This is a genomic window from Synechococcus sp. B60.1, from assembly GCF_047462555.1.
Classification (GTDB): Bacteria; Cyanobacteriota; Cyanobacteriia; order Thermostichales; family Thermostichaceae; genus Thermostichus.
In genome coordinates this window covers 15,303-28,684 of the sequence record NZ_JANSJN010000022.1, presented here as the reverse complement: position 1 = coordinate 28,684, position 13,382 = coordinate 15,303, and the positions used below count along the sequence as shown (strand labels likewise).

Below are 13,382 nucleotides of genomic sequence, written 5' to 3'. Positions count from 1 at the left end.
AGCAACTGGGGCAGAAGAAGAGACAAAAGCTCTGCTGCCAAGCGGGTGAGGAAACCCCACCCGCCTACGCGGTGGGGTAGTTCATGTGCGCTGTACATCCTCGGCCAGCCTTGACAGAGGCGGCAATCGGCTGCCCCGACTGGCTCCCCATTTCTGGAGATCCTCACCAAGGGAGAGCAGTAACCAACGACTGAGGTGCCAGAAAGTGATACTTGCGAGTTGCCGAGGGGATGCCCTAGGTGGGGGGAAACAGTCTTTGATGAACATCGCCGACAAAGGCTTCCACCGCTTCTCGGATTACCTCTCGCAGGTTGGCGTAGGCTTTGGCGAAGGGCGGGATCCGCTCACTGAGGCCGAGCAGGTCGTGGGTGACGAGAATTTGGCCGTCGCAGGCCGGGCCAGCCCCAATGCCCAGAGTCGGGATCCCGACTTGCTGGGTGATCTGGGCAGCCAATTCCGCCGGCATGTGTTCCAAAACCAGGGCAAAGGCCCCTGCCTGCTCTAGGCTTAGGGCTTCCTGGCGCAGCCGCTCTGCCTCTGAGGGGGTTTTTCCCTGCTGGCGATACCCCCCCAGTTGATGCTTGGCCTGTGGGGTAAGGCCGATGTGGCCCAAGACCGGGATCCCTCGCTGTACCAGAAAGGCCACCGTTTCCACCATGTCTGGGTAGCCCCCTTCTAGCTTCACCCCATTCACCCCTGCCTCCTTCATCAACCGTCCTGCCGAGAAGAGGGCCTGCTCTTTGCAGACTTGGTAGCTCAAGAAAGGCAAGTCGGCCACCAAAAAGGCTCGTTCTACACCGCGGCGCACTGCCTGGGCGTGGTGGATCATCTGTTCCAGCGTCAGGGGCAAGGTGCTGCTGTACCCCAAGCTGGTCATGGCTAGGCTGTCGCCTACCAAGATCAAGTCGATCCCGGCTCGATCCAAGATCTGCGCTGTGGCATAGTCGGTAGCGGTGAGGGCCACCAACGGTTGACCCGCCTGTTTCGCCTGGCGGAAGTGGTGAATGGAAAGGGCAGCCATACCTCTATGATCTCATTTCCCCTGCGGTTTCTGGCTGGGCCGTACCCCCCAAGAGCTTTGGCCCTGGGGTAATTGGCCAGGTTGCATCCGCCCCATTCCACGAGAGGGGATCCGGGCAGGATAGCCCGTTTGCCGCTAAGATGGTAAAGCCCTATGCAGACTGGAAGGGTGACAGAGTGGTTGATTGTGACGCTCTCGAAAAGCGTTGTGGCCGCAAGGTCACCGTGGGTTCGAATCCCACCCCTTCCGTCTTCGAGCAATCCAATGGCGCTCAACGCTGCCAACGCCTGGTAGGGTCAGCACCCGGCCCTCTCAACCTCCGCCAAAGCCCCCCGCAGCCCTGGACTGGCTGGGATCCCTTGCTTTGTTAAGTCCCACCTCAGCTTACTGAAACCTGGGTTTCAGGAAGGCACCTTTGCGGATTGGCCCGGCGCGGCTTTCGAGGACTTGTCGCTTAACCGGTCTTCTTGGCTCCCATGTTCACCGCCCCTGCTCTGCAAGCGCAACTGCATCCCCTCATCCAGCGCCTTTCGGAGGCAATCCTAGAGATCTGGGGATCCCACCTCGCCCTGGCTCCCTATGCCCTGCCGGAGGATCTGGGCTATGTGGAGGGCCGCCTAGAGGGGGAGAAATTGCAGATTGAAAACCGCTGCTACCAAGGGGCTCCCTTTCGCAAGTTGCACCTGGAGCTGGCCCAGGCCGGGCAAAGCCTGGATATTCTCCACTGCGTCATGTTTCCGCAGCCACAGTACCCGCTGCCGTTGTTCGGCTGTGATATTGTGGCCGGCCGCGGTCAGGTGAGCGCCGCCATCGTCGATCTCTCGCCGGTCACCCCCACTTTGCCGGATCCCTATGTCCAAGAGTTGGAAGCTTTGGGAGCTCATCTCGCCCCTTTCCAAGAGCGACGCCAGTTGCCGCCGTGGGGGACGATTTTTTCTCCCTACTGTCTGTTCATCCGGCCCGGCGACGAGGCAGAAGCCGACCGCTTTTTGGATTTCGCCCGCCGTTATTTGGAAATCCACTGCCGGCTGGCGCAACAGATCCCCCCGCAGACGGATCCCGCACAGATCCTGGCCCACTACCAAGGGCAGCAGCGCTACTGCAGCCAGCAACAACAGAACGACCGCACCCGCCGCGTTTTGGAAAAAGCTTTTGGCCCCGCCTGGGCCGAGCGCTACATGAGCACCGTCCTTTTTGACTTGCCCCCCAGTCCGATGCCCATCTAGTGTCGTTCGCGCTACTCGAACGGAGTCCTTATCTAGACGGGATCCCCTTGCAGCCGCTGCCGGATGCTCAACGCCAATTTTTGCCCTAGGAACTCTGGCATGGTTGGAGTTGCATCCGGCCCCAGCAAGTAGAAAATGAAGCGCGCCCGTTTGCGGCGGAGCATCAGATTGAGGTTAACCACAGTCAAATCCTCCTGCGCCAGAGCGGTCATCACCCGGTAAAACACGCCCGGCTGGTTGTCCACATCCACCAACAGCGTGGGCAGATGAAACACTGGGTCAAAATAAAAAGAAACCTGGGTGTCTTTCAAGCCGGCCTTGAGATCAAACTCCAGCGCCAAAGTTTCATGAACGGGAAACACCCCTGCCAAGCACTCGTGAATAGCCCGTTCTAGGTTGAGCTTGGTCTGGGAGGAAAGGCTGTGGCCATCGCGGGAGACAGTGACCCGAATAAAAACCAAGTGGGGTGCGTAGATCTGCCCGTAGAGATGGATGCCGTGTACCGAGAGATTGAATGCCGTGAGCACCCCAAACAGGTCGCTGAGCAGAGAAGGGCGGTTGCGATAGGCCAGACAAACTACTGTCTTGCCGCGCTCGTCCTGCATCTGTACCACGGCCTTGCGGGTTTGGTAGAGGGCATAGGCCAGACGCAAGTTTTGAACCTGAACCTCGCTGCTGACAAACTGGCTGTAGAAAGGCGGAAAGCTCTGGTTGAAGCGCCGCATCAGAGCCGTTCGCGTCAGCGGGACGGAGTGCTTGCGAGGGCTGACTTCGAGCGGCTGGGGATCCTCATGGGCAGCCCTTTCCTCTCTGGCAAGAGGAGCCACCTTCGGCTGCTGCGCTGACTGCTCAGTTGACATCGACTCTGCCGCCTGCATTGCTTCCTCTCTATCGTTGCTCAACACGCCCTGGCCAAACCCCATCTATCCGTAAAATCACTGGGGCTCGAAGCGAGCGTCAACGCTGTACCCAATTCTTGTTCAATACTTTTGGATTTAATCTATCTCATAAGGCTGAGCTGGACATCCAAGGAACCGCTGAGGGCCATCCCCCAATTGGGGGGAGTCCATCCCTGCGTCGCTGCTGAGTCAACAGTGTGCGCCTTCAAATCCCAGACTAACCAGGAACAATGGGGCAGGCTCTTAAAGCCTAAACGACGAATTGAGGGGAAGACTGCAATTACTACAATTTCTGATATAGAGTTCTGTATTAAGTGCTAGCCTGCTGGCGACTTGGATCGCTATTCTGTTAGCCAAAATTTCGGTTTTCCTTAGGTTTGTTGAAGGGATCCCTGTGAGCACGACCGTTGCCAACCTCAGCCCGCTCTCGCCTGCCCAAGGGCCGGATCCCGATGGGGCCTGGTGGGATCTCCACATCGTTGCTTCCCCTGCCCAGGAGGATCAGATCTTTTGGCGGCTGGAGAGCTTTGGTTGTCAGGGCATGGCCAGCCAGGCCTACGGTGAAGATCGAATCAGTATTCATGCCTATTTGCCCTGGTTCCGCGCCACGCTCCTGGATTTGGCTGCTCTGGCGCTGCGCCTGCGGCAAGACGCCCTTGTTGCCGGCCAGCCCCTTCCCAAGCTGCGCTGGGAACGCATAGAGGCAGAGGATTGGAGCAACAGTTGGAAGCAACACTGGCAGCCCGAACCGGTCGGGGACAAGCTGCTCATCTGTCCGGCCTGGCTGGATCCACCCCCCCACCCCGGTCGTCTTCTGGTGCGGCTGGATCCGGGCATGGCCTTTGGCACAGGTACTCATCCGACCACCCAGCTTTGCCTGGAGGCTCTGGAGATGCGCCTTGGGGGGGGTGCTGGGGGAGTCACAGTGGCCGATGTGGGCTGTGGTTCGGGCATTTTGTCGGTGGCGGCAGCTCTCTTAGGAGCCAAGCGGGTTTATGCCGTGGATATTGACCCGCTGGCGGTGCAGGCCACGCTCCAGAACCGGGATCTCAACGGCCTGACGGATCGCATTGTGGTGGCCAAAGGCAGCCTGGAGCATATTCCCGAGATGGTGGATGGGCTGGTGTGCAACATTCTGACGGACGTGCTCTTGGATATGATCCCGCAGTTTGGCCTGGTGGTGAAAAAGGGGGGATGGCTGATCCTCAGCGGTATCCTCATCGAGCAGGCCAAGTTGGTGGCGGAGATGTTGGAGGCCAATGAATGGGTGGTGGCAGCCCTCTGGCGACGGGGAGAGTGGTGCTGTCTGAACGCACGCACGACCTGAGTTCCCTGCCCCGCTTGGCTATCGACCCGGCCCAACGGGATCCCGCGGGTGGGCTCCACTTGACCAGCCCGCAGCAGCACTACCTACAGCGAGTGCGCCGCCTCAAGCCGGGGGATCCGTTCTTGGTGTTGGATGGCTCCGGCAAGCTGTGGCTGGCCCATTGGCAGCCGCAGGGATCCCAAATTGCGGGCGAGGTGGAGGCGCTGCCGCGGGAGTTGCCCGTTTACCTGCATCTGGGCTTGGCGGTGGTCAAGGGGCCGGGGTTTGATGAGGTGTTTCGCCAGGTTACCGAGCTGGGGGCAGCGCGCATTACCCCCCTGCTGACGGAGCGCACTGTGGTGGAGCCGGGATCTGGGCGGCAAGAACGCTGGCAAAAAATTGTGCAAGAGGCCGCAGAACAATGTGAGCGGTTGCGCTGGCCCCAGATCGACCCACCCACCCCATGGATCCGTTGGCTAGCCGAGCTCAAAGCCGATTGGTGGGGTATAGCCGTCGCCCGCCGAGAGGCCCCCCCGCTGCTGCAAGTCCTACCGCAACGGAGGGATCCTGTCGTGGCACTGGCCATTGGCCCTGAAGGCGGCTGGACAGAGATGGAGCGCCGCCAGGCGGAAGCCTACGGCGGAGTACCTGTCTCTTTGGGCCCTACGATCCTGCGAGCCACCACGGCGGCTGTGGCCGCCGGCAGCCAAGTTGCGGCCTTCTACGCTCGCTTGAGCCGGGGCTAGCTCTGCCCCTCAGCAGCAGGAACGCTGTTGCCGATATGATGGCATTGACATGAACCCTTGGTTCCCAGGACGGGGCTCTGGGCAAGAGGAACCAACATGGAGAAAATCCAGGCGGTGCGGGGCACCCGCGACATTTTGCCGCAGGAGGTACGGCTTTGGCAGCAGGTGGAGGCCAGCGCCCGCGAGATCTTGGGGCGGGCCAACTACCAAGAGATCCGCACCCCGATTCTGGAGCTGACGGAGCTTTTTGCCCGCAGCATTGGCAGCGCCACCGACGTGGTGGGTAAGGAGATGTACTCCTTTAGCACCCGCGGCGAGCAGGAGGTGAGCTTGCGCCCCGAAAACACCGCCGGCGTGGTGCGGGCCTACATCCAGCACGGGTTGCAGGTGGCAGGCGATGTGCAGCGCTTCTGGTACTGCGGGCCCATGTTTCGCTACGAGCGTCCCCAGGCGGGGCGGCAACGCCAGTTCCATCAGTTGGGGGTGGAGCTGCTGGGCAGCCGGGATCCCCGCGCCGATGCCGAGGTCATCGCCTTGGCCTGGGATCTGCTGCGGGCGGTGGGGGCAGAAAACCTCACCTTGCGGCTCAACTCCCTCGGGGATCCGCAGGATCGGCGGGCCTACCGCCAAGCCCTGGTGGACTACCTCACCCCCTTGAAAGAGCAGCTCGATCCCGACTCGCAAGAGCGCCTCAGCCGCAACCCCTTGCGCATCCTCGACAGCAAGGATCCCCATACCCGTGCCATTGCCGAGAAAGCACCCAAGCTGCCCGATTACCTCAGTGCTGACTCACGCGCCTTCTTCGAGCAAGTGCAAGCCCATCTCAAGGTTCTAGACATCCCCTATGAGCTGGATCCCTACCTGGTGCGCGGCTTGGACTACTACACCCACACCGCCTTTGAGATCATCTCGCCGGAGCTGGGATCCCAGAGCACCGTCTGCGGGGGCGGGCGCTACGATGGCCTGGTGGAAGAGCTGGGCGGGCCGCCGACCCCGGCGGTGGGCTGGGCCATCGGCCTGGAGCGGCTGGTGTTGCTGCTGCAGAAGAAACAAGGGGAGATTCCGCCAACACCGGTCGAGGTTTACGTGATCTCCCGCGGGGCAAAGGCTGAGGCCCAATCCCTCCAGATCGCCCAAGCCCTACGCCAAGCCGGCTTCTGCACCGAGCTGGATCTCAGCGGCAGCGCCTTCAGCAAGCAGTTCAAGCGGGCCAGCCGCAGCGGTGCGACCTGGGCTGTTACGCTGGGGGACGCAGAAGCTGCAGCCGGGGAGGTGCAGCTCAAGCACTTGCCCACGGGGCAGCAGCAAACCCTCTTGCAAGCTGACTTGGTGCAGTATTTGGCGTCCCAGAGGTGATGGAGTGATGTTGAGTTTTTGGGTGCGGCGCAACGGCCGAGAAGACTGGCAGCCGGTACCAGCCGAGGGAGCCATTCTGGAAGAGGACACCTACACCATCGTCGCCCGTTCCCCCCAGCCCCACTTCACCATCACAGTGGAAGTCCGCCAGCGCCCTCTGCCGACCGAAAATAGCGGATCCCCGGCAGGAGCAAACTCCAAGACAACCACCTCGCTCCTGCAAACCCGTTCGGTGCGCACCAACGAGGAGGGGATCGGCATCATCCTGCCGGCCACCCACCTCGCCCCTGGTTTTTGGGAGTTCCACTGCCGCGATGCCGATTTGATTGCCGAGCTGTTTGGTGAGACAGAGCTGAACAACTGCCTGCGTCTCCAGGTTGTGCCCGGCTCGGCTCAGCCGGAACCCGCAGCACCTTTGGCGGCCCAGCCAACGGGGCCCGAACCCTCTGCCCAGACCAAAGCGGCTGCCATCCCGCCAGAGCTGTTTTCCCTGATGCACAGCGAGTTGGAGGGATCCCCCGATGAGGTGCTGGTGTTGACGGGGCGGATTGGCTGCAGTGGCGAGCTGCGGGTACGAGTTTGGCAAGAAGGTGAAGGGGAACAGAGCCCGGTTTTCGAGGGGCAACGGCTGATTCAATTTCCGGCTGAAGCCCGGACAGCGGTGTTCAGCATTCCCATCACCCTGCCGAGCTATACCTGGAGCCGTCCGTTGCGGGGGGAACTGCGCCTTACTCCGTCCTCCTGGCCGGATCCAGAGCCGCTGCGGATCTCCTTTTCCGTTCGCTGTCGCGGCCAGGGGGAAGTCCTCCCCCCCTCCTCCGGGATCCCTGCGGGTCAGCAGCGGCAAGAAGAAACGCCAGCCGCAGCCGACAGTTCTTCCCCGACCTCACCTTTGCTCTCCCCCGAACGCACCCTGCAGAAGTTGTTGCGCATCTGGCAGCGCAGCACCCCTGCGGGAAAAGAGGATGCTGGAGGAGCTCCCAGCCCGCTTCAGCCAGAAGAGCTCCCAGCCTCCCCTGCCCCCCTAGCAGACACCGCACCCGAACCTGCCGCCCAACCGGAGCCACCTCGCGAGGAGGCGGCCTCGCCGCCACCGCTGGCCGCCGCCAGTCCGGGAACCTCGCCTCTTTCCCCCCAGGTGCCGGCAGCTTGCCCGGTACCGCAACTGGTGGTGCCCGAGCAATTGCGGGCAGGTGACAATTTCGACGTAGTGCTGCGTTTGCCGGCCTCGGTCAATTCTGCCAGTGGCTCGACCTCTCAGCCTCCTTTGTGGATTAAGTTTTGGGTCAAGCACGGCCGCACCCGCTCGCTGGTGGATGGCCCCCGTTGGTTGCTGGACTTCTCCCGCGATGACCAGGGACGGTGGCAAGCCCTCACCCGCATGACCATTCCCCCCGGCGTTCCTGAACTCATCTTCGAGGCTTGGGCCGTCAGTCCGGATCGCCAGCAGCAAAGCGACCGCGTGACGGAGCGCCGTTCTATCTTGCCTTAGGGATCCCTCAGTCTTGGGCCGAGCGCACCATCAGCACAGGGCAGCCGATGTGCACCCGCACATAGTCGGAGATGGAGCGCCCCAGCAGCCGATCCAGGTCAGGGATGCTGCGGGCAATACTGGGCCGGCGATCCGGGGATCCCATCACCAACAGGTCGGCCTTGCTCTCTTCCGCCAAGCGGACGATCTCGGTGCCCGGATCCCCGACCGCCGTAAACACCTGGTGGCCGATTTGGCGGCTTTTGAGGGTGGCAATGGCTTTGTCTATAACCTCGTCCCGGCCTTGGGCGTCGGCATCCAGTTGTACCGAGGCCAGAAAAATCTGGGCTCCCGGGATACCGGCAACCAGATCCAGGGCTGTGGCAAAGGCAGCCTGGGCGGCAGGGGAGTTGTTGAGGGCCACCATGACATGGCTGGGGTATTTGACGTAGGCGTCGTCTTTAACCAGCAGCATGGGGCAGGAGGCGAGCTGGAAGACGTATTGGCTGACCGAGTTCTGCAAAATGGCCATGATGCGGTTGCGCCCGCGGGATCCCATCACGATGAGGGGATTGGGCAGGGACTCGGCCACCTGCAGTACCACCACCTTGGGATCCCCTTCCACCAGTTGGGTACTGATCTTTAGCCCAGGCCGCGGGGGAAAGGTCTGCAGCGTCTGGGCCAACAGCTCCTGTCCCTTTTGCCAAGCAGCGCGCATGTCCTCAGCAGAGGTCTGGGAAGGCACCGCATGCAGCAGGGTTACGTGGCACTGGGCAAAGGCCGGCAAAGATAGCAGCGTGTGCACCATTTGCTCGGTGGGGCCGCTGCCGTCGATGGCGGCAACGATGTTTTCAAAGCGAGGCATGGGATCCGTTCTCCAGGCCAAGGTTTGCCAAGTCTCATCCTAGATCTGCCTCTGCCGATCCCTGCTGCCGCGGTAGATACCCCGCAACATTTTGTTGAGTTTTAGTAACTTAGCCACACATAGCCGGTGAAGCCGCCGCCGGCATTGGTGTTGCGGCCTGTTAAAAACTGAAACCCCCCTAGCCCCAGGGTCAGCCCCTCCTCTAGGCGCCAGTTGAGCTGGCCGGAAAGCTTAAGGTTGTTGTAGTCGGGATCCTGCACCGCCAGATCCCCAAAAAGGAGCGGGGCGCCGTTGCCAAGGGTGAAGTCGCCATCCAAAGCCACAATGGCCTGCACCTCAGGGCTGAGATCTGCTCCAAAGGTCAAGTTGGTCTTGAGACGGTTGCCGGGGTAGCCCAGGTAGTCCCGAAAGGTCAGACAGGAGTCGAAAAAGGCGGGCAGGGATCCCAGCTTGCCCGAAGCGGCCAGGCCGGCGCTGAGGTCGTAGCCGAAAACCCCATAGCCCAAGGGCAGGGGGGTGTTCTGGGTGGCATATCCCGGCGGGATCAGGGCCGTCAATTGAGCCGAGAAAAAGGGATCCCCCTCTCCCCAGGTGTGGCGCAGGCCCAGCTCCAGATCCCGCAGGCCCTGGTTGCGCTGGGTAACGGTCTCAGCCCCGCTGGCAAAGCGATTTTCCAGGAAAACGTAGCTGGTGTTGAGGTTGAGGGTGAGGCGATCGCTGAGGCCGGTTTCGCCAAACAGGTTGAGGCGGGTCTCGCCATACTCGGAAAGGGCCTGCTGCAGACGTCCCCCCTGGTCAAAGCGGGTGCGGGGTTGGTACACCTCGGGCTGGAGCGAGAAAAACGTTTTCCCTGCCCCGCGAGGGAAGCCGCAGCCGGCCCAGACCGGTAGCTCCCACCCCCCCAAGACAAGGCCCAGGCCCAGCAGCCAGCTTCTTGCAATTGCCAAAGGCTTCATCTAGGGATCCCTCTCGACGGCGCCGCCAAGGGGGATTGTACCTACAGAGCTCCGTTTTGGGCCTTCGTCTCCATCCACCTACACCCTCTGGGCAATAGCCGGCAAACCTACGCGGGCCCGGAATTGCCGGGCTGCCGTCAGCGCCCCATAGGGATCCCCCTTGTAGAGGCCGTAGTGCATCAGGGACAGGCGCCGCAATCCCAGTTGCGACACCTCCTGCAGCCACTCGGGCCGGCTCATGATCTCAAAATCCACTTGGACAGTGTCGGCCCGGCCACCGTTGGGGTGCTTGTCCTTAATCGAGGGCTCGTAGTGGGCCAGCATCAGGTTGCGGTGGATGGGGGCAAAGAGACGGCAGCAGAGGCGGATCTGCTCGGGGTTACCCGGATCCGGGCCGTTGAGCTCCGGGTTAAACTCCCCCGGCCGCCGCTGGCGCATCGACTGGAAGGCGATCCCGTCCATTTGGCTCATCGTCTCGGCAAAAGGCTCCACCATGCTGCGCCCTGCCCCCCGGCGGGGATCGTCAAAGGTGGCAATCCAGCCGCCCCAGCAGAGGGCCACCTCGGCCTCGGGCAGCCGCTCCTTGATGGCCTGGCGGGCTCTTAAGATGTTGCGCATCAGGGCGCGGTAGTAGGGGGCAGTGTCGGCGTTGTAGGTATCGGCGGGGATGCGCCAGTAGGAAAACTCAGTGGCCAGGCTCCAGTAGGTGGGTCGGCCTTGGGGGTTGGCTTGGGCAATATACCCGGCCAGCTCGGCTACGTCCTGGATAAACTGCGGCGAGAGGTGGTAGTCGCCGCAGGGGCGAGTGGTGTCGTCTTCCCAGGTGATGATGTGCAGGCTGTAGCCCCGCTCAAACCACTGCCGCAAAAGCCCCGCCTGGTGCCAGTTGCGCCAGAAGGAGAGATCCCCCTGGCGGTGGTCAAAGCTGTTGAGCCAGCCGCTTAAGAAATGGGGATCCCAGCCCCGCGCCACCGCCGCCACCTGCGGATCCGACTCGATTTCCCAAAGGAAGCGACCGGGATCCTCGCCAGTGCCCACTTCCCAGCGGGCCAAGAGCTCTGACAAGTTCAGGTTTCCAGTGGCAACGTTCTCGGAGCCCTGACCACAGCCGGCAACTCCAACCCCATAGGAAGCCAGCAGCGCTCCGCCTATCCGCAGCACCTGTCGCCGCGGCCATTGCCGTTTCCAGGTCATCTCGTCTCCTCCTCAAGCTCTGCCTGGCGGGCCCACAGCCGCACCTGCGGGGAGCTGTAGACCTCCCTAAAGCCCGGCAGCCCCTCAAAGGTAAGCTCAGGCCAAAATTGCAGGATGCGGTCGGCGCTCCGCAAGGGATCCGCCGGCCCCGCCACCAGCAAGTAGTCCACCCGCTCCTGAGGGTGTTGCAGAGCCAAGGCAAACTCGTACTGGTGGGGAGTAAGGAACAAGCGGGGATCCCCCGCCCAAAAGATAGCCTCAAAGTGGATGTCGTCGTCCACCAACACCTTCTCGCCGGGCAAGAGGTGGCGGCGGAGATATTGCCCTACCTGGCGCTTTTCCTGCCGCTGCCGGCGCCACGCTGCCAGGACCTGCCCCGCGGAGGTCACTTCGTAGAGGTCTTGGGCCGCTTTCAACTCACGGCTAAGGGGCGCTACCCCTGCCACCAGCCGCTCCCAGAGATCCCGCTCCTCGAGCACCAGAGGCGCCAAAAATCGTGGCTCTTGGCTTAGCCCATAGCCAGCGGTAAGGCAGTTCAGCCCCAAAAGGGCGGTGATCAACAGGCGCTTGGCCCAGCCGGGGCCGGCTCCGCGGACTAAGTAGGCCCCCATCAGCAACGGCAGCGGCACCCAGACGAGACCAAAGCGGCTCAGCTCTGGCAAAAACAGCCCCTGGCCCAGGGAAGCCAGCAGAACCACCAACGGCATCCCCCAGATCAAGGCCCCGACCCAGCGGCCCAGCAGGGATCCCATCCCCACCAGGAGATAGGCAGGGGCCATCACCGCCAGCCACTTCCCCAGCTCCACCAACCCCCGCCAGCCGCCGGCCTGCTGCAGGTCTTCCCGTAGTTGCGGCAGGCGCAGGCCGCTGCCCACCTGGTAAGTAAAAGCCCAGGGATCCCCCACCGCCAACCAGTTGACATACAGCCAGCTCAAGATCAGGGCCAGGCTGATAAACCCCATCACCAGCAGCGAGACCCAGCGAAACCCCCAAGATTGGCGGCGAAAAGCCACCAGCAGCAGTCCTGCCAGCCAGGGCAACAGCCAGCCGCTCTCCCAGCGCAGCACCATCAGCGGCCCCAAGGCCAGCCCAATGAGCAGCAGCCGCAGGGTAACGGGCAGCTCGTCCTTCTCCGCTGCTTGTTTCTCGTTGGCCAGAGGGAACAACAAGGCCATGTTCACCCCCAGCAAAAGCGAGGTGGCCGTCCAAACGGGGCTGCGCAGCAGCATCAGGAGCAAAGCCGGCTGCAGCAGCAGCAACAGGCCCCACAGCCAGCGCCACCCCAGGCCGACAGGCAAACGGCGCAACTGTTGCCCCATCCAGTCCAACACCAGGGATCCCAAAATGGCCTGCAACACCAGCGGCGAGCGCCCCAAAATGGCCGTGGCCAGCACCAGCGAAGGGGGAAAGGTGGTGCCGACAATGGGCAGGCGCGGATCCGGCCCCAGGACGGCTACGGATCCCTTGTAGCCAAGAAACTGCATCTCTAGGCTCACCCAGCCCCAGCCTTCCTTCAGCCCCCACAAGAGGCCAGCCAGGAGCAGCAAGGGGATCCCTACCGGCGCAACGAGCCTCAAGATAGCTTTAAGCCGGTTTACGAACATCCATGCCCCATGAACGAGTTTCACTAAACTTGACGGCCTAGGGCATTGGAACACCCTAGTTAATCCTAAAAGCAAGTTTTGCAAAAACTATTAGGAATGCAAGGGAGCGTTAGTATTCCCCTTCTCGAGACTTTTTTTCTACGAGTTTTGGCGTATTGGATTCAGCAAGATGGTCGATGAAAAGTTGCCGCGCTGCAGGTGAGGATGTGAGAGCCCCTGAAGTGGAACAAGGTGTGACCTCAATGCTACAGTCTGTGCGAGACATGGACAACGCGGCAATTCCGGCACTGGAGCTTTTGCCCTCCCAGGCTCAGACCCGCCCCTGGGGAGCCTTCTGGATCTTGGATGAAGGCCCAATGTACAAAATCAAGCGCATCGAGGTCAAGCCCGGCCATCGCCTTAGCCTGCAGATGCACTACCACCGCAGCGAGCACTGGATTGTGGTTCGGGGCACGGCGCGCGTTACCCGGGGCGAGGAGGTGGTGCTGCTTAACTCCAACGAGTCCACCTACATTCCCCCCTGCACCAAGCACCGTCTGGAAAACCCCGGCACCATCCCCTTGGTGATCATCGAGGTGCAGAACGGGGAATACTTGGGGGAGGACGACATCGTGCGCTTTGAGGACGACTACGCCCGCGCCTAGGAGAGTTCCCGAGGAAGGGGGTTTTCTTGTGGCTAGTTCATCACTATTGCGCCATATACTCCTAGAAGTTTGGCGACTGCCCCCGCCGCAGGTG

At 62.0% G+C, this 13,382-nt stretch carries 12 protein-coding genes and 1 tRNA gene; 7 read left to right on the top strand and 6 right to left on the bottom strand.

Annotated elements, in window-relative coordinates; all coding sequences use genetic code 11:
• Positions 1–235: 235 nt before the first annotated feature.
• Positions 236–1,021 (bottom strand): 3-methyl-2-oxobutanoate hydroxymethyltransferase, encoded by a 786-nt coding sequence (gene panB, locus NW863_RS04165; RefSeq protein ID WP_414364649.1) that lies wholly within the window; start codon positions 1,019–1,021, stop codon positions 236–238.
• Between the two features lie 162 nt (positions 1,022–1,183).
• Here panB and NW863_RS04160 point away from each other — a divergent pair.
• Both NW863_RS04160 and NW863_RS04155 read left to right on the top strand, forming a co-directional pair.
• Positions 1,184–1,270, top strand: a tRNA-Ser gene (locus NW863_RS04160).
• A gap of 227 nt (positions 1,271–1,497) precedes the next feature.
• Entirely contained in the window at positions 1,498–2,247 is a 750-nt protein-coding gene (locus tag NW863_RS04155) for a phycocyanobilin:ferredoxin oxidoreductase (RefSeq protein ID WP_414364647.1), read from the top strand.
• Between the two features lie 32 nt (positions 2,248–2,279).
• On the opposite strand, the gene NW863_RS04150 is transcribed toward NW863_RS04155, so the two are convergent.
• Positions 2,280–3,107, bottom strand: a complete 828-nt coding sequence (locus NW863_RS04150; protein WP_414364645.1) for a hypothetical protein — start codon at positions 3,105–3,107, stop codon at positions 2,280–2,282.
• Between the two features lie 544 nt (positions 3,108–3,651).
• On the opposite strand from NW863_RS04150, the gene prmA reads away from it, so the two are divergent.
• The 4 genes from prmA to NW863_RS04130 all read left to right on the top strand — a co-directional run bounded on the left by prmA (position 3,652) and on the right by NW863_RS04130 (position 8,046).
• Positions 3,652–4,473: a 50S ribosomal protein L11 methyltransferase gene (prmA, locus tag NW863_RS04145; protein ID WP_414364651.1), complete on the top strand. Its 822-nt coding sequence runs from the start codon at positions 3,652–3,654 to the stop codon at positions 4,471–4,473.
• Complete coding sequence (locus NW863_RS04140; RefSeq protein WP_414364643.1) at positions 4,446–5,198, top strand: 16S rRNA (uracil(1498)-N(3))-methyltransferase; 753 nt, start codon at positions 4,446–4,448, stop codon at positions 5,196–5,198. Before prmA ends, NW863_RS04140 begins: the two co-directional genes overlap by 28 nt.
• A gap of 96 nt (positions 5,199–5,294) precedes the next feature.
• Complete coding sequence (hisS, locus tag NW863_RS04135; protein ID WP_414364641.1) at positions 5,295–6,554, top strand: histidine--tRNA ligase; 1,260 nt, start codon at positions 5,295–5,297, stop codon at positions 6,552–6,554.
• 7 nt (positions 6,555–6,561) lie between these two features.
• Entirely contained in the window at positions 6,562–8,046 is a 1,485-nt protein-coding gene (locus NW863_RS04130) for a hypothetical protein (protein WP_414364639.1), read from the top strand.
• 7 nt (positions 8,047–8,053) lie between these two features.
• On the opposite strand, the gene NW863_RS04125 is transcribed toward NW863_RS04130, so the two are convergent.
• From NW863_RS04125 to NW863_RS04110, 4 genes are all read right to left on the bottom strand, one after another.
• Positions 8,054–8,890, bottom strand: coding sequence for a universal stress protein (locus NW863_RS04125; RefSeq protein WP_414364638.1), 837 nt, complete (start codon positions 8,888–8,890; stop codon positions 8,054–8,056).
• Between the two features lie 101 nt (positions 8,891–8,991).
• Positions 8,992–9,846, bottom strand: a complete 855-nt coding sequence (locus NW863_RS04120) for a hypothetical protein (protein WP_414364636.1) — start codon at positions 9,844–9,846, stop codon at positions 8,992–8,994.
• Positions 9,847–9,924: 78 nt separating this feature from the next.
• On the bottom strand, positions 9,925–11,040 hold the full coding sequence (locus NW863_RS04115) for a hypothetical protein (RefSeq protein ID WP_414364634.1): 1,116 nt from the start codon (positions 11,038–11,040) through the stop codon (positions 9,925–9,927).
• Positions 11,037–12,617 carry a hypothetical protein gene (locus NW863_RS04110; RefSeq protein ID WP_414364632.1) on the bottom strand — a complete coding sequence of 527 codons (1,581 nt, stop codon included), beginning with the start codon at positions 12,615–12,617 and terminating at the stop codon, positions 11,037–11,039. Before NW863_RS04110 ends, NW863_RS04115 begins: the two co-directional genes overlap by 4 nt.
• Before the next feature lie 290 nt (positions 12,618–12,907).
• Between NW863_RS04110 and NW863_RS04105 the strand changes: the two genes are divergently transcribed.
• Complete coding sequence (locus NW863_RS04105; protein ID WP_414333931.1) at positions 12,908–13,288, top strand: cupin domain-containing protein; 381 nt, start codon at positions 12,908–12,910, stop codon at positions 13,286–13,288.
• The last annotated feature ends 94 nt before the right edge of the window (positions 13,289–13,382 follow it).